The organism is Cytobacillus sp. FSL W8-0315, from assembly GCF_038002905.1.
In the GTDB taxonomy this organism is placed as follows: domain Bacteria; phylum Bacillota; class Bacilli; order Bacillales; family Cytobacillaceae; genus Cytobacillus; species Cytobacillus pseudoceanisediminis.
In genome coordinates this window covers 3,257,440-3,273,266 of the sequence record NZ_JBBOOC010000001.1, presented here as the reverse complement: position 1 = coordinate 3,273,266, position 15,827 = coordinate 3,257,440, and the positions used below count along the sequence as shown (strand labels likewise).

Here is a 15,827-nt window from a genome sequence, read left to right as displayed (position 1 = left end):
AGAAACTTTGTAAATAGTATATAAATTAGCATATCAATTTGTAATTGATATGCTTTTTTCATTGGTACATCAACTTTTATAAGGAAATATATTTAAATAGCAATGTAAATAATGAAATTATATAAAAAAATGCACTTTTACTAACGAAGCCGGATTGTAACTTTATATTTAACGGAAATGCGTTCCGATATATTCCGTATAGAAAATATCGAGTGAATTATGATTTTTATCGTTATTATATATTTGTGAAGGGGGGAAATGAATGTTACAAGAATTCAATCATTTGATGGATTATATTGAGACACATTTAACCGAAGAAATTTCCGGAAAGCAAATATCAAAAATTGTAGGGCTATCTGATTATCATTTCAAAAGAATGTTTTCATATATGGCTGGAATGTCATTGAATGAGTACATCAAAAATAGGAGATTATCAGTTGCAAATGTTGAACTGATTAACGGAGCAAAAGTAACAGATATTGCCTGCAAATATGGTTATCAATCCATTGAAGGTTTTTCAAGAGCCTTTCGTGAATGGAGCGGATTCTTGCCTTCAGAAGTAACTAAAAACAAAATTCAAAAATCATTTCCCAAATTCTCATTCTTTATTGATATAAGAGGAGGAATTTCAATGGAATTCAAGATTGAAAAGAAAGAGATGTTTAATATTGTTGGTGTATCGAAAAGGGTGCCTATTCAATTCGAAGGTGAAAATAATGCTATCATAGAACTAGCGAAGACAATTACCGAACAACAAAGAAATCAAATGCATCAATTAGCGGATTTATATCCTCATCAAGTGTTGAATGTATCGTATGATTTTGATGATGGTTTTTTAGAAGAAAAAGGGTATTTAACACATATGATAGGATTTGCAACTACAAAAGAAAATCCATTCGATCATTTAGAGCTAATTACTATTGAAGAAAGTTTATGGGCCATTTTCCCTAACCAAGGACCATTTCCTTCTACACTTCAAGAAACTACCGCAAAAATTTATTCTGAATGGCTGCCTTCATCAGATTATGAACCAGCAGAACTACCTGGGATTTCATTTACAAAGTACAACGGTACATCGGAAAATGTATATAGCGAGGTTTGGATGGCAGTAAAGAAAAAAGTTAACGATACACCTTGATGATTATTCTATTTACAGAAATGTTTTTCGAATATCTCACATTAAAATAAAAAAGGTTGGGGTTTCCTTTAATGTTGACCCCACCCTTTTTTTATCTCAACTGTTATTTACCCTGTGTTTTCGGATTTGCTACACATTATCTGAACTACTTTGGATTATTTATCAGCCTTTTTCTGTATTAGTGCTTTATGGCCTCAGTTGCTGCTTTATATTCTTCATACCAATTTTTCCATTCGTCTTTCCGGCTGCCATCACCCATATCAAATTTGAATTTTCCACCATTCTTTAATTCCTCAGCCTGCAGCTCCGGAAACCATTTTTTCAGCTGATTATTGTCAGTAAGCATCGCCCAGATTTCTTCCCTGGGATGTTTCAGGTTTCGTTCAAAGACAGCAGTATAGCCATTTGTTTCTTTTTTTAATAAAGCTTTCATACTCTCGTCTCCTTTTTTGCATGATTTGTCCTCAAAATACTGCATAAAATTAACCTTTAACCAATTGGCGTCCTTTTTCCTTTATTAACCCTGCACCCATCAATCCAATCAATGAAAAGATGACCGGAATAATAAATCCATACTGGTATCCTGCTTCAAATGTATCCAAAACTTTTCCGAAAATAAATGGCAGCAAAACTGCGCTCAGAAAGCCGCCGGTGTTGGCAAAACCTGAAACGACACCTACATCTCTAATGTCAAATGATTTTCTGACAATCGCAAAAGTCAGTGTACTTGCACCATTCCCATAACCCATGATCAGGAAAAGAACAATCAGGAGCAGATATGGAGGTTTGCCCTGGAATACAAGAAAAACTGCCCAACCGAGAACGACGATTATGTGGGCAAAAAGATAAGGGCGTTTGATGCTGCCCATCCGTCCTGATATGAAGCTCATTAACGGAGCACCAATAATTGCCCCAATCAGTCCAATCATGACTAGCTGGCTGGATTCGGAACGGGTCAAATCATACATTTCCATTCCATATGGCACTGCCCATGAACCGATGAAGCCAACATAAGTACCAACCACGCCAAAGTGACACAAAAACGTGGCCCATGCCTGACGGTCAGAAAAAATTCTCTTTAATATGTTTGCTGTTTTCTCTGCTGGCTCCTTTTTACCTTTTGTTTTCTTAGGTTCTATGCCCATCCGGGAAGGCTGCAAAATTAAAATGAAATACAGCAATAAGGAGAGGATGGTCAAAATAATGCCCACTGCCAAAAACGGAATGCGCCAGCCCCATATGGAAATCCAAATGGAAAATGGCACAGTCGCGAGCAAAAATCCAAAGCTCCCCGACATGCCCGCAAAACCAAGCAATTTTACAAATTCATTTACCTTAAACCATCTGCCTAAAATGATGACAACGTTAATCCAGATTGTCGCATCACCTATTCCGACTAGCATTCTTGCCGCGAAAAGGATGTATTCATTCGCAGCAAAACTGAATAATAAAGTCCCGATTCCGTTAAGAAGAGTCCCGGAGATTAAAAACACATTAGGACCAAAACGGTCGGATAATATTCCAATGGGAACCTGCAGGCTGGCATAGGCGAAAAATTGGATGCTCGTCAGGAGCCCAATGGCCGCAGCTGTCACGCCGAATTCCTTCATTAATTGATCAGTAATTAAACCGGGAGCTGTCCTTTGGCTCACGATTAAAAAGTATGTAAATAAAACCGCTCCAAAGACAAGCCACCTGTATTTGCTTTTATGTTTCTCCACTGCCCTCTGCTCCTATTTTCTAAAGAATACCCTCCATTATACGCTAAAAAAAGGCAACTGTCCTCCACTGCGTTAAAGCAATGGAACGACAGGTGCCTTTGGCCTAATTATTCTTTTACAAGATTCTTTGTGCTTCTTACTGTATCGATCGGACGGACATAGCTTTCGATTTGGTCCCTTTTCGGCTCCAGGAATGGCGGCAGGGACAATTTTTCCCCAAGTGTTTCATATGGCTCGTCACCCATGAATCCAGGGCCATCCGTCGCGAATTCAAATAAAATCTGCGGAGCAACCCGGGAATATAAAGAACCGAAGAAGAAGCGATCCACAAATCCTGAAGTCTGGAAGCCAAAGCCTCTCAAATGCTGATCCCATTCCTCGAGAACAGACTTATCTTCCACGCGGAATGCTGCGTGATGGACTGTTCCATAGCCCTGGCGCGCCTGGGGAAGAGACGGGTTATATTCCACTACCACCTGTGCCCCATTTCCCCCTTCACCCACTTCGAATAAATGGAAATCTCCTTCTTGAGCAATTTCCTTAAAATGCAGCACCTTTTCCATCATTTCCTTAAAGTAATCAAATTGAGCTACTCTTACAAAAAGCGGTCCCAGACCAGTGATCGCATATTCTAGCGGAACGGGCCCGTTCTGCCAAGGTGTGCCTGATGGTACTCCTTTATTGTCCTCATCCGAGATCAATTGGTATTTCTGATCATCAAAATCCGTGAATGACAGGGTTTTTTTGCCGAACTGCTCTTTGATGCCTGAATGTGGAACCTCTAAGCGGTCAAACCGCTTTACCCAATAATTGAGTGCTTCATCTGTCGGAACCCGGAATGAAGTTTTCGATATTTCATCCGTTCCGTGAGATCCCTGTGGAATACCAGGAAAATCAAAAAATGTCATATCCGTTCCCGGACTTCCTGTATCATCCGCAAAAAATAAATGGTACGTTTGAATGTCATCCTGATTTACGGTCTTCTTTACTAAACGCATTCCTAATGTATAAGTGAAAAACTCATAATTTGTTTCCGCACTGCTTGTAATGGCTGTAACATGGTGAATACCTTTTAAATGATTCAAGTGAACTTCCTCCCCGTTGTTATTTATCTTAAAATAAAATATCTTTAATTCGAGATAATTTTACTTTATCACGGCTTACTGATGGTGTCAATATCACCGGGGCTTTAAAAAAAGGATTTTATGATGTCTTCCTCATGATGGCATTCCTTACAGATGTATTCAATTTCCAGTGCATCTTCCCTGGCGATGTGGACAGTTTCTTTTCCGCAGACTTCGCAAAATCTCTTTTCCGTAATTTCTTTCATTTTTACATCTCCTGTTAAATATGTCGTTTATCTTGGTTTAACCAGAATTTTGATTTCTAAACACAAAAAAACCAGCTCCCCTTGGGAACTGATTCAGTTTACGTATGTACAGCCGCCATTGCCGTAAATAATGATAAGAAAGTTTTAAACCACCACTCCTCAAAGTGGGTGTTCGCAGAAACATTCCTGCCTGTCCTCCTTGTCGTATAGACGGAGGCCTGTCATTCCCGTTTCAATGTAAAACTCCCTATTACAGCTTAAAGGTTAAAACTTTATTATGATTACGAACAATGCAGCTTGTATTAATATATTAACGGATTCTGGCGGATTTTTCAATGGGCATGCTCATTCATTTGTTATAAACAATAATTTGAGTTCTTTAACAGGGGTTTAAAGTTGTTTGTTGAATATTTTACACTAATGAAACGATCGGGGGATTCTATATGAAAAAACTCCATAGCCTGGTATCCGCAATTGCCATCTTTCTTCTTATCGGATGTTCAAAGGATGTCCCAAATGAGCTTGACCTGAGCCAGCTGACTAGAGTTGATTTTACAAGTGGAAACAGTGATGAAGAAATCATAATAACAGAAAAAGAAAAGATTAAAACCATAAGAGATATAATTGGGGAAATTGAATGGGAGGAAAACATAAAGCCCCAAATGGATGAAAATGAAGATGCTATAGCCACTTTATTCTTTACATACGATAAAAATATGCCAGAAAGTTTAACTGAGTATTTAATATGGTTCAACAAAGAAGAAGGATCTGCAGTGATTTTTGACAGAGACAAGAATGCTTTAGGAACCTTAGGGAAAGAAAAGTCTCAAACATTAAAAGAGCTCCTGATTAAAAAGTAGAGAGCAGGTCTGCCATGAGACCATCACGGCGACCATTTTCTCTGCTTCCTCTCAATTTTCGGCTTCATGAGCGCTCAATGGCGATCGTTTTCTCCGCTACCTCTCATTTTTGGGCTTCATGAGCGCTCCATGGCGACCGTTTTCCCCACTACTTCTCATTTTTCGGCTTCATGGGCCTTCCATGGCGACCATTTTCTCTTGCTCTCCTTATTAGGAAGTCATAGGCCCTTCTATAACAACTGCTTTTTTTGCTCTGCAACAAGCAGGGGATCTTAAGCCGTCCCCTTGGCAAGTCCAGCCAATTTGCAATCCATCCACCATTATTAGCAATTACCTTTTTAATACATCTCAAGAATAGGCTTCAGAATAGACGCAGATACTTTACCTTTTCCTTTATGAAAGGAAATCGGTGCTACTCCTTCAATTATTTAGTGACAGCTGCCCGCTTGCTCTTTTTTGCATCTTTGCAGTTCTGATTTTCTTGATGTCCCGCTTCATCAGCAGTGAGACGATGAAGCCGATGGCAAGCATGGTGCCAAACACATAGAAAGTAATCGTATAGCTTTGCGTATTTTCATATATGCTGGATACGAGCATTGGGCCGACTACTCCCGCGATGGACCACGAGGTAAGCAGATAACCATGAATCGCGCCAAGCTGTTTGGTTCCAAACAGGTCTCCAATAAAGGCCGGAAGGGATGCAAACCCGCCTCCATAGCATGAAACAATGATATAAAGGAATACAGAGAAGATAAAAGAGTTTGTGATGAATGGAAGAATGAAGAATGCAGCAACCTGTATCAGGAAGAAGGTCATATATGTATTTCCTCTTCCAAGGTAATCCGATGCAGATGCCCAGCCAATTCTTCCCCCTCCATTAAAGAGGCCCATTATGCCGACGATGCCTGCAGCCGTGATCGCGCTTGCCCCAGTGATTTCCTGGGCCATTGGTGCGGCAACTGAGAGAATCATGATGCCTGCAGAAATATTGATGAACATCATAATCCATAGAAACCAGAAACGCTTCGTCTTAATCGCTTCATTGGCAGTCAGCTGTGCCAGATCTGCCTTTACCGGCCGCTCTTCCCTGTTCTCCTCCATTCCTTCAGGTGCCCATCCTTCAGGCGGTTTTACAATATAAAGCGCTCCCAAAATCATTAGAATAAAATAACTGATTCCCAGGACATAGAAGGTTGTCGGAATCGAAGTTGCAATCATTAATCTGCTTGCAATGGGGCTTGTGATCAGGGCCCCTGCACCAAAGCCCATAACTGCCATTCCTGTGGCAAGTCCCCTTCTGTCAGGAAACCACTTAACCAATGTGGAGACAGGTGCAATATAGCCGAAGCCGAGGCCCAGTCCCCCAATGACACCGAAGAAAATGAGGAATAGGACATAGTTCTCCAATTGTATGGCGAATCCGGACCCAATAATCCCAATTCCAAAGAAGACTGCGGCAATCATGGCTGAAACTCTTGGTCCCCGCTTTTCCACAAACCGGCCAAAAAAAGCTGCCGCAATCCCAAGGATAAAAATCGCAATGGTAAATGCCAGTGAGACGTCGGTTTTTTCCCAGCCAAGCGTTTCTTTCAATGGGTTTTGATAAACACTGTACGCATACACCGAACCAATTGATAAATGAATGGCGACAGCTGAAAGGGCAATCAGCCATCTATTCTTGTTCGCCATAAATAACCCCTTTCCTGAATATTGTTTTATTTATAAGCTCCATGCTATTTTTTACCTTCCCAAAAAAGCCTGCCTCTAATCCTTTTAGAGACAGGCTTTCCGAAAATCATCCTGAGACAAACCCTTTTTTTAATAAATAGATTTCTGTTCTGTAATTATTTACAGCTTCCTCGAATGGCAGTTCTCCCGCAAATTTTTTCACGATATTGTGGAATGTGACAGAGGAAATGATCTGCATCATATGAAAAATTTCATGCTCGTCCTGTATATTCAGCCGCTCCTTATTAATCAGATTGCTGATTTTCTTGAAATCCTCATTCAGGTCATTTTCACCGAAGCTTCTTGCCATAACATTTTCGATTCGATGCGTCATATTAAGAAATAAGTTCCTCAGAAACTGCAGATTTTCTTTTTCCTCTGTAATGATGGTTGTATAAAAGTCGATCATCGCATCAAAAATATCGCCATTATTTTTGCGCAGCATTTCAAGAAAGTGTAGCTTATAAGCAGAAACATGGCTATTCAATAAGTAGAAAAACGCATCTTCTTTGTCATCAAAATACTGATAAAAGCTGCCGCGGGGGATTTTGGCATCTTTTATGATATTGGATATGGATGCCTGATAAAGCGGGACGCGGGCAAATTCCTTTTTGGCCGCATGGACTAAGTTTTCCCGTTTGTCTTCAGGTAAATTGAAAAAAGTAATTTTTGGCAAGTCCGGTTCCTCCTTACTGCCAGTCTCCTTTTTCCTCCTTTAAAAATTGGATAAAATAAGGGACTGCCTTTTTGGGATTCTCATTGATTAATGCTTGATATCTCGTTTTAATAGGGTCAGAAGCCCATTGGCTTTTAGTAATTCGTGCTTTAATGTACTGTGAGCTCAGTTTTTGAATTTCCAGCTGCTGATGTTTCCCTTCTTTAGAAAGCGCGAAACCTAGCGCACCAATTATGGCGTAAATCAGGATGGTTAACGGCGATGTTTTCTCATCCTGAACGGTGAAAAACAAGGTCATGAGATTGATTAATGACAGAATAATCAAGGGTGTTGACCAAAAAATATATCTGGATGCTTTTTTCATAATGGGGGATATTTTTTCTTCTAGCTGTTCCAGTTCTCTTTTTACGAAATTTGGCATATCTGTCCACACTTGCATCTATTTCGTCTCCTTTAAGTTTTAATTCCTTTATTGGCCAGCAGAAATTGCAGGCTTTCAGGCGGAAAAATCATGGCTTCATCATCTTCCAGCTGTTTGAGGCCAATCACTTCCTCATGGATGTTTTCCATTTTCCGATCGAGGTGTGAAGCCGTGTCAGCTGCCTCTTTCAGTTCATTCACTATTCTTTGCGGAATTTCTTTATTGTACTTGTAGTAAATCTTGTGCTCGAGGCTCGCCCAGAAGTCCATGGCTATCGTCCGGATTTGAATCTCTACAGGAACCAGTTCTTCCCTGTCAGACATAAAAATGGGGATCTGGACAATCAGATGAAGGCTCTGGTAGCCATTTGGCTTTGGATGCTGAATATAATCCTTGCATTCGATCACAGTTATATCTTTCTGGCCTTCAAGCATGGCTTTGATTTTATAAATGTCTGATATAAAGGAACATGTAATACGGACGCCCGCAATATCCCTAATATTTTGCTTAATGGAGTCTAAGGAAATCTCCAATTTTTTTCTTTGCAGCTTTTTAAATATACTTTCTGGAGATTTTATTCGAGATTTTACATGCTCGATCGGATTATAGTCATGGACATACTGAAATTCTTCTTTAAGGATATTTATTTTCGTATTTATTTCTTCCAATGCGAACTTGTGGGACATCATAAAACGCACTAAATCTGTCCTAAGCTCCTTTAATGTAATTTGTTCAGGCGTATTTGTGACCATAGGGACTCCTTTGAATTTTTGCCTTATTTTTTGGTGGCATAAAACTGGACGGCTTTTTGCAGATTGCCGCATTTACTCCCTGTTTCTGCAATTTAGAAATAAGCAATTGAATTTTAGACAATGCTTTCACCTCGATGTGACACTGTGTCATCCTTTCAATTGAATTGTATATGACATCGTGTCACACGTCAACTGAATATGACACAATGTCACAAATTTGCCTTCTTTTGATCTAATGGATAGCAGCTTTATCTTGCCTATTTACATGTTAACGATTAGAGCTGTATAATGAATAATTAGTTACTCTAGATAACTATTACTCAAAGTAACTAAATTGGGAGGTTTTTCAGATCGAAACATTTCAGAAGTTTTTTCATCAGCTTGTGCTATTGTATCGTCCATTTGAGAATAGGCTGAACCATGCGTTAAGCAAGCATCATTTATACAGGGCTCAATGGTCCATCATGTATTACTTGAATAATGATGCTTCAGTTACATTGGTGGAACTTTCACATTACCTTGGTGTTGAAAAACCAACAGTGACAAGGACGATTGCAAAATTGGAGGAGATGGGCTATTTAGAACCTGTTCCGACTAAAGACAAACGGGAAAAAAGAATGCAGCTGACCGATACTGGCAGGAAGATTTATCAGGAAGTCCGCGCAGCTATTGATGAATTTGAACAGGAAATTCTAAGAGGAATTTCAGAGGAGGAACAGCTCGAAGGGATTCGTCTGATGAGCGAAATCCGCAAAAATTTAATGCAGGGAGAGTTATAAATTGAATCAGCCTAGACCGAAGCTTTGGACAAAGGATTTTATTATCGTTTCATCCGTTAATTTTTTCTTAACATTGATTTTCTATTTGCTGATGGTGACCATTGCTGTCTTTGCAGTGGATTACTATAGTGCCTCAACTAGCCAGGCCGGGCTTGTAACGGGCATCTTTATTATTGGAACTCTCATTGGCAGGCTTTATATTGGGCGAGCCATTGATAACATTGGGCGAAAGAAGACACTTTATATCGGGTTGGTCTTATTTACCCTGACGACACTTTTATATTTCTTTAACCTCGGAATTGCTTTTTTACTATTTACCAGATTTATACACGGAATAGCTTTAGGTGTGGCGAGTACGGCGACAGGGACCATCGCTGCACAAATTATTCCGGCAGCCCGCAAAGGGGAAGGAATTGGCTACTTCAGCATGAGCACAACACTGGCAACAGCTGTTGGGCCATTTATCGGCTTGTTGATGATGCAAAAAGTTTCTTTCCAAATGATTTTTGTCTTCTGTCTGGCCATTGGCATCATTGCTCTGATTACATCCTTCTTTTTATACGTTCCTGCAATAGAAACCTCAGGTGTGAAAAAGCAGGGCTTCCAAATTTCCAGCTTTATCGAGCCAAAAGCAGTCCCGATTGCGTTCATCACACTGGCAATCGCATTCGGTTATTCCGGGGTCCTCTCTTTTATCAATTTTTATGCGATCGAAGTCGATTTAGTTAAGGCTGCGAGCTTTTTCTTTCTCATCTACTCGGCCGCTGTCCTGATTTCACGTCCATTTACCGGGCGCCTGATGGATCTTAAAGGCGCAAATTATGTTATGTACCCCGCTTTTATCTTATTTGCGGCAGGCATGTTTGTGCTTAGCACAGCAAACAGCAGTTTTACCTTGCTTTTGGCTGGAGCGCTAATTGGGCTGGGCTTTGGCAACATGCAGTCCTGCACCCAGGCAGTGGCCGTCAAGCTGACACCCGCTCATCGGATGGGATTGGCGACGTCAACGTTCTTTATCTTTCTGGATGCAGGCTTGGGATTTGGTCCCTATTTGCTGGGATTCATGATTCCGATTACAGGCTATGGCAAGCTCTATGGAATGATGGCAATCTTTGTTTTATTATCAGCCATTTTATATTTTTTCCTCCATGGGAAGAAGGAATCTGCTGCCCTAAAAAAATTGAACACATCTGTTTCAGCTTGAACCTGAGGCATTGCAAAATTGGAACAGCCATGGACCTCTAAACCGTCCATGGCTTTTGATGTTTTAGTTCTGAACTACTGTAACCGTTTTAGGACTCGTAGTCACTGTAAAGCCCTGCTTACTTGATACATCCGCACTAATGGTATAAGTCCCATTCGGAAGATCTGCATCTGGAGTCCACTTCAAGTGAATTTCATGTTCGTTTTCCACATTAATTGTGTCAACGGTTTTTCCTGCTTCATCTTTAATGTTCACTCTCCAGTTTACGCGGTTGTTTGCGAATGCATTGATGCCGGCAGGCGTGTTTGCATTCACATTTTTATTAGGATATACACTGAAGTAGCTTACGAGCATTCCTTCATTAATATAGGAAGGATCCCCCCATACAGCATAGCTCTGGTTAAATGCATGGTCGATACCTAATACGACAACGCTCTTCGGTTCCTCTTTTACAAGGGCTGAAGTTTTTCCAGGTTCGAGCGGCATATACTTCCCGTTATACCAGATGATTGCGCCATTATAGCCGCTTCCCCCTTCGTTATCTTCTGACTTAAAGGAAATCTCATATTGGCCGTCCTTTTGCTGTACCTGAATATCCGAGACTAATGGCGCGACTGAGTCTACTTGAACCGGTAGCCTTACTTCCTGAGGTTTGGCATCCTTGTAATCAAGTGTTGTTTTGATTACATACTGATAGGTTCCATCTTCAACGAATTGCCCATCTTGATTCTTAACATCCCATAAATATCCGTTAATTAAATAATCCCCGAATGCCATAATATTTTTTCGGAACTTCCATGGCTTGCCGGTATATTCACTGAAGTCGCCTAAATAATTGATCATTTCACCTTTATCATTCTCAACGAACATTTCGGTTTTTTGTAAGTTGCGGAGAGCTGTAAAGGATGGGAAAACACCCGGCAAAATAGCATTGGGAGAAATGACAATACGATCCATATTAAATGTTCCGGTATTCGGATCATATCCCATCGGGAACTGTGCCCCTTCATCGTTCCATAAGACTGTATATCCTAAGAAAGCATCTTTCTCCCAAGCAGCAGGGTCGAGGTTTTGCGGCTTGTCCCATTGACCAAAGTAGCCCATATATGGAATTGTCAGCGGCACAGCGGCATCACTGTTTTTACCTGTTGGCACAAGGCGGACATATCCTTCGATAAATGTGCCCTTTTTTACGCTATCCGGCAATTGAATCTGTACATCCAAACTCTTATTTTGTCCTGGCTTAATTTTAAGCGATTTTCCTTCTTTGCCGGTCACTTTTTCACCATTTACGATGGCAGAAGCACCTGAAATCCGCTTGCTGGTCATCGTTAAATATTCTTTGGTATCCAATTTACCGTCATTATCCAAGTCAAACTCTTTTGTTTCAGTTTCGTCTGTTAAAACATCAACGAACACTTTATATTCCAAATCTTTCACGCCTGCATCCTGAAATGCTTCCACATTCAGTTTGAATTGTGTTTTGTTTCCGGTCATTTCTTTTAGAGCAACCGCCCCTGCCTGTTCCAAAGGAGCATTTTTATTTGTGACAAGTACAGGTGTTTTGATCGCATTTTGTATTTGCATCAAACCGGATCCCTGTATGCGTGGTGAGTAAGGGACCTGGTTGTTTGCCCGCGGATCCTGAATGATTTTTGACGTATTCATTAAGGCGATTTTCGCTTTTAATGCCGTTTCTTTGGATTGCGGCAATCCTTTTTCATATAAAGCCTGAAGCAGCAGAGCTGATCCGCCTGCGACATGAGGTGCTGCCATGGACGTACCGCTCATTATTTCATATTCATTGCCGGGAACAGTGGAATAAATCCCACCGCCAGGTGCTGATAGTTCAGGTTTGAAGTCAAGTGTGTGCGGCGTTCCAAAAGATGAAAAGTCTGACATGTTATCTTTTTCAGCATTATCCACCCAAACACCTTTTCTCATCTTCATCTTCACTGTTTGTCCCTTGGACAGCTGCGAAATTAAGGCGTTCCCAACCTCCTTGCTGGTTGTTGCTGCAGGAGTTAAGTAGGGGCTAAAATACAAGAAAGGATAATCAGCTTCGTCATGAGGCGGTACAAGGATAACCGCCTTGGCACCATTTTTTCTGGCTTCAGATTGTACATATGAATATAAACCATATTTTTGATTTGGTTTTGCTACGACTATCTTGCCGGCAACATCTTTCCCGGCAAAATCAGCCGTCTTCCCTTCCCCTACATATACCATTTCATAGCTTTCTCCAGATGATAGAACTTTTGAAAGCTTGAAGTTTACATGGGTCTGATCCTGGTATGGAAGCTGCAATCCGTTTTCATCACTAAGTGCATTCATATGCAATTTAGTATTTTCATAGGATGCTACTGATAGCGCAAATGGGCTGACAGAAGGTTCTCCTGCTGTTCCGATATCCGGATTTTCTGCATACGGCTTGGCAGAGGCCTCCATAATATTATTTTTTGTGCTGTAAGATGAGTTGCCTCCAGCTGCTACCACGAGAGTGCCCCGTTCAGTTGCTTCCCGGATTGACTTTTGGATCGGATCATTTTCTTCTCCAACAAAGCCGGCATCTGATCCAAGGCTCATGTTAATGACGTCAGCCCCCATTGCCACAGCGTGTTCAATTCCAGCAATAATATCATCTTCATAAGCTCCTCCGCCATTATCAGAAAATACTTTTTCAGCTAATAACTGTACACCAGGAGCAATCCCCTTAACCCCATCATTTTCTTCATCGCCATTGGCACCTACAGTACCTGCAACGTGCATGCCATGCGGACTTCCATATTGTCCGCGGGGAATGACATCCGTATCTTCATCGGCCCAGTCATAGCCTGTCGGCACTTTGTCACTATACCAGATGTCATTAATACCCGTTTCAGCGAGTTTTGCGTTGATTTCTCCCTCAGACCATTTCTGCTTGTCTTTCCCTTCATCCGTCATTGTCATATCCTGGTGCGTATAGTCCAATCCGGAGTCAACTACAGCAACAAGCAGCCCTTCTCCTTCATAGCCATGCTGCTCCCAGACTTTTTGCGCCTGCACTAGCTCCTTGCTGGCACTCATGGATGGCTGAAATGTTCTCGCAATATGCACGTTCGTGACACCATGAAGCTCCTGAATTTCTTTTAAATTACGAAACTCAGTTTCCAGACTGAAACCATTAAACCCTTCAAAAAAGCGATGCTTCACTTTCTTGATAGATTTTTTCTTTGTAAGCTTAGAAATAACCTCGTCTTGTTTTGCCTTCATTTTACTTTTTTTGCTTTGTTTCGTTTTTTCAGTACCTGCTGGCTGTTCGACCTCAACAATTACACGTAAAATTTCATTTGGCTTATATGGCTTCGTTAACCCTTTTTCATTCAGATCCTTATATCCCAGCTTGTCCACTGCATTTGCTTTGGTCTGATATTGGTGGTCCAAAAATATTTTCTGTCCCTGCTTAACAATGTCTTCGACACTTGGAGCCTGGATCTGATCTTCTTGAGCTCCTTGTGCTGAGACTGTTCCCCCGAAAAGCATTGCTGCTGCCAATGCAGAAGCCAGCACTTTATAGGGTACCCCTTTTTTCAATTTCATTTCTCTCCCGCCCTTTCCCCTGGAAAAATTCAATATTTTTTAACTTTTCTTAAAATTTATTGTAGTGCCGGGTCTGAGAGAAGTAAATTGGGGGAATCTAAAAAGAGGGATCCGTTTAATTTCAGAACTTTATATCCAGATCGAAGAATCTCTTTCTATTTAAACAGTATAAAAGGCGCATTTCTGTATCTATTTTCTATTAACCTTCTCACCTTCTGGTAAAAAAGGCTTTCTTAATTACCCCAAATTGAAATCTTAAAATACCTCTTAGGAATAATATTCCACTAACCCTTGGGAAAAACAGACATCTGACATTTCCTGGCTATCTGTTTCTAGCCGATAAGGTATGCTACGATTATAGCCACAAACACAGGGGGGATGCTGTTTTGAAGGAAGGTTTAATTATAAAATATTACCGGGAACGTGCTGGATTGACCCAAACGCAGCTGGGCGAAGGGATTTGTTCTGTGACTCATATCAGTAAAATAGAGCGGGGCCATACACAATATTCGTCAGAAATTACTAATTTGATCTGTAAACGGCTGAATATAGATCTTATTATAGAGCTTCAAAAGTTTAATATGCTGGAGACAAAACTTCATGAGTGGCTGGAGGCCATGGTTAAACAGCAAAAAGAAGATATAGAATTAATTAAAGAGGAACTAGCCCAAAATCCTTACCTGCATTTTTCGGAAACAAAATATTTTCATTCAATCCTTTTGGCTCGTTATCACCTGATGCAAGGAGAGCAGGAAAAAGGCAAATCGCTTTTAGACAGCTGCCAAAAAGCCTGGGTCACCCTTGACCGTTTTGAACGGAATCTTCTCGAGCATACATGGAGCATTTATTTTCTAAACTTACATAATTGCAAAGAAGCCATTGCCCATTTAAAGAATATTAACCCTAAAGAATATAATAACCATGAATATTATTTTCACCTCGCTACCTCTTCTCATTTGATGAATGATAGGGTAAAAGCCTATCACTATGGTACTCTTGCACTATCCTATTTTCGGGAAACCAATAATTTTAAAAGAATTCTTGATACAGAAACCGTTTTACTGATACAAATGGGTACATACGACCTTTGCCAATTTGAAGAAACCGTTAAGCAGTATCATACATTAATCAAATCCTGCCGGGCTCATAAAGAAGAAGCCAGGGAAATGAACCTTTGGCATAATCTTGCCGTTGAATACTTTGCAAAAGGCTTTTATTCAGAAGCGAGCGAGGTTTACAAAAAGCTATTGGAACAATCCGAGGTTAATCCAAACCCACCTTTAAAATTAAGCGCTATTAGAGGGTATGTTCATAGCTGCCTTAATCTGGATCATTATAAGAAACAAAATCTCAGATCCTTGCTGGACGATGGCCACAGACTGGCTGAACAATTTCAAAATAAAACCTATCAATATGTTTTTTATATGCTCGATATCCTTTTAGAAGATAAAGACATAAATGATTACTATCTCTTTTTAGAAAATACATTCCTTCCCCACCTTCATGAATTAGGGAATAGCACATTAATCTCTCTCTATGAAAAAGAACTGTTTCATTATTATAGGACGTCGTCACAGCATGAAAAAGCAAGCGCGCTTGCAGCCAAATACTTTGAACCCCACGTTCATTAAATATAATT

The 15,827-nt window shown here is 40.5% G+C and carries 14 protein-coding genes and 1 other RNA gene; 5 read left to right on the top strand and 10 right to left on the bottom strand.

Going from position 1 to position 15,827, the window contains the following annotated elements; genetic code table 11:
• Positions 1–262: 262 nt before the first annotated feature.
• On the top strand, positions 263–1,138 hold the full coding sequence (locus MKY20_RS16710) for an AraC family transcriptional regulator (protein ID WP_217024612.1): 876 nt from the start codon (positions 263–265) through the stop codon (positions 1,136–1,138).
• Positions 1,139–1,316: 178 nt separating this feature from the next.
• Here MKY20_RS16710 and MKY20_RS16705 read toward each other — a convergent pair whose 3' ends face one another.
• From MKY20_RS16705 to ssrS, 5 genes are all read right to left on the bottom strand, one after another.
• The gene (locus MKY20_RS16705; protein ID WP_341002028.1) at positions 1,317–1,571 is read right to left on the bottom strand and encodes an SRPBCC domain-containing protein; all 255 of its coding nucleotides are present in this window, start codon (positions 1,569–1,571) and stop codon (positions 1,317–1,319) included.
• A gap of 49 nt (positions 1,572–1,620) precedes the next feature.
• Positions 1,621–2,859, bottom strand: a complete 1,239-nt coding sequence (locus MKY20_RS16700) for an MFS transporter (RefSeq protein ID WP_009334357.1) — start codon at positions 2,857–2,859, stop codon at positions 1,621–1,623.
• Between the two features lie 107 nt (positions 2,860–2,966).
• A complete protein-coding gene (locus MKY20_RS16695; RefSeq protein ID WP_341002026.1) occupies positions 2,967–3,944 on the bottom strand; it encodes a ring-cleaving dioxygenase in 978 nt (325 codons plus the stop codon).
• A 104-nt stretch (positions 3,945–4,048) separates the two neighbouring features.
• Positions 4,049–4,189: a hypothetical protein gene (locus MKY20_RS16690; protein WP_019383132.1), complete on the bottom strand. Its 141-nt coding sequence runs from the start codon at positions 4,187–4,189 to the stop codon at positions 4,049–4,051.
• Positions 4,190–4,294: 105 nt separating this feature from the next.
• Positions 4,295–4,491, bottom strand: a non-coding RNA gene (gene ssrS, locus MKY20_RS16685) — 6S RNA.
• 141 nt (positions 4,492–4,632) lie between these two features.
• Here ssrS and MKY20_RS16680 point away from each other — a divergent pair.
• Positions 4,633–5,049: a hypothetical protein gene (locus tag MKY20_RS16680; protein WP_009334355.1), complete on the top strand. Its 417-nt coding sequence runs from the start codon at positions 4,633–4,635 to the stop codon at positions 5,047–5,049.
• A gap of 420 nt (positions 5,050–5,469) precedes the next feature.
• Here the strand turns inward: MKY20_RS16680 and MKY20_RS16675 are convergent, their stop codons facing one another.
• The 4 genes from MKY20_RS16675 to MKY20_RS16660 all read right to left on the bottom strand — a co-directional run bounded on the left by MKY20_RS16675 (position 5,470) and on the right by MKY20_RS16660 (position 8,626).
• The gene (locus MKY20_RS16675; protein WP_341002025.1) at positions 5,470–6,738 is read right to left on the bottom strand and encodes an L-lactate MFS transporter; all 1,269 of its coding nucleotides are present in this window, start codon (positions 6,736–6,738) and stop codon (positions 5,470–5,472) included.
• Positions 6,739–6,844: 106 nt separating this feature from the next.
• Positions 6,845–7,453, bottom strand: a complete 609-nt coding sequence (locus MKY20_RS16670; RefSeq protein ID WP_009334353.1) for a TetR/AcrR family transcriptional regulator — start codon at positions 7,451–7,453, stop codon at positions 6,845–6,847.
• 13 nt (positions 7,454–7,466) lie between these two features.
• Complete coding sequence (locus MKY20_RS16665) at positions 7,467–7,892, bottom strand: DUF5392 family protein (protein ID WP_009334352.1); 426 nt, start codon at positions 7,890–7,892, stop codon at positions 7,467–7,469.
• Between the two features lie 14 nt (positions 7,893–7,906).
• Positions 7,907–8,626 (bottom strand): GTP pyrophosphokinase, encoded by a 720-nt coding sequence (locus tag MKY20_RS16660; RefSeq protein WP_019383137.1) that lies wholly within the window; start codon positions 8,624–8,626, stop codon positions 7,907–7,909.
• A gap of 383 nt (positions 8,627–9,009) precedes the next feature.
• Here MKY20_RS16660 and MKY20_RS16655 point away from each other — a divergent pair, with 383 nt between their 5' ends.
• Positions 9,010–9,405, top strand: coding sequence for a MarR family winged helix-turn-helix transcriptional regulator (locus tag MKY20_RS16655; RefSeq protein WP_009334349.1), 396 nt, complete (start codon positions 9,010–9,012; stop codon positions 9,403–9,405).
• A 1-nt stretch (position 9,406) separates the two neighbouring features.
• A complete protein-coding gene (locus MKY20_RS16650; RefSeq protein ID WP_009334348.1) occupies positions 9,407–10,609 on the top strand; it encodes an MFS transporter in 1,203 nt (400 codons plus the stop codon).
• 63 nt (positions 10,610–10,672) lie between these two features.
• Here MKY20_RS16650 and MKY20_RS16645 read toward each other — a convergent pair whose 3' ends face one another.
• On the bottom strand, positions 10,673–14,188 hold the full coding sequence (locus MKY20_RS16645) for a S8 family serine peptidase (RefSeq protein WP_251264536.1): 3,516 nt from the start codon (positions 14,186–14,188) through the stop codon (positions 10,673–10,675).
• A gap of 386 nt (positions 14,189–14,574) precedes the next feature.
• On the opposite strand from MKY20_RS16645, the gene MKY20_RS16640 reads away from it, so the two are divergent.
• Entirely contained in the window at positions 14,575–15,819 is a 1,245-nt protein-coding gene (locus MKY20_RS16640; RefSeq protein ID WP_341002021.1) for a helix-turn-helix domain-containing protein, read from the top strand.
• Positions 15,820–15,827 lie beyond the last annotated feature (8 nt).

What these genes read in the sequence shown, in the direction of transcription:
- MKY20_RS16645 (WP_251264536.1), bottom strand. Translation starts at nt 14,188, where the DNA reads ATGAAATTGAAAAAAGGGGTACCCTATAAAGTGCTGGCTTCTGCATTG.
- MKY20_RS16675 (WP_341002025.1), bottom strand. Translation starts at nt 6,738, where the DNA reads ATGGCGAACAAGAATAGATGGCTGATTGCCCTTTCAGCTGTCGCCATT.
- MKY20_RS16710 (WP_217024612.1), top strand. Translation starts at nt 263, where the DNA reads ATGTTACAAGAATTCAATCATTTGATGGATTATATTGAGACACATTTA.
- MKY20_RS16705 (WP_341002028.1), bottom strand. Translation starts at nt 1,571, where the DNA reads ATGAAAGCTTTATTAAAAAAAGAAACAAATGGCTATACTGCTGTCTTT.
- MKY20_RS16680 (WP_009334355.1), top strand. Translation starts at nt 4,633, where the DNA reads ATGAAAAAACTCCATAGCCTGGTATCCGCAATTGCCATCTTTCTTCTT.
- MKY20_RS16660 (WP_019383137.1), bottom strand. Translation starts at nt 8,626, where the DNA reads ATGGTCACAAATACGCCTGAACAAATTACATTAAAGGAGCTTAGGACA.
- MKY20_RS16690 (WP_019383132.1), bottom strand. Translation starts at nt 4,189, where the DNA reads ATGAAAGAAATTACGGAAAAGAGATTTTGCGAAGTCTGCGGAAAAGAA.
- MKY20_RS16665 (WP_009334352.1), bottom strand. Translation starts at nt 7,892, where the DNA reads ATGCAAGTGTGGACAGATATGCCAAATTTCGTAAAAAGAGAACTGGAA.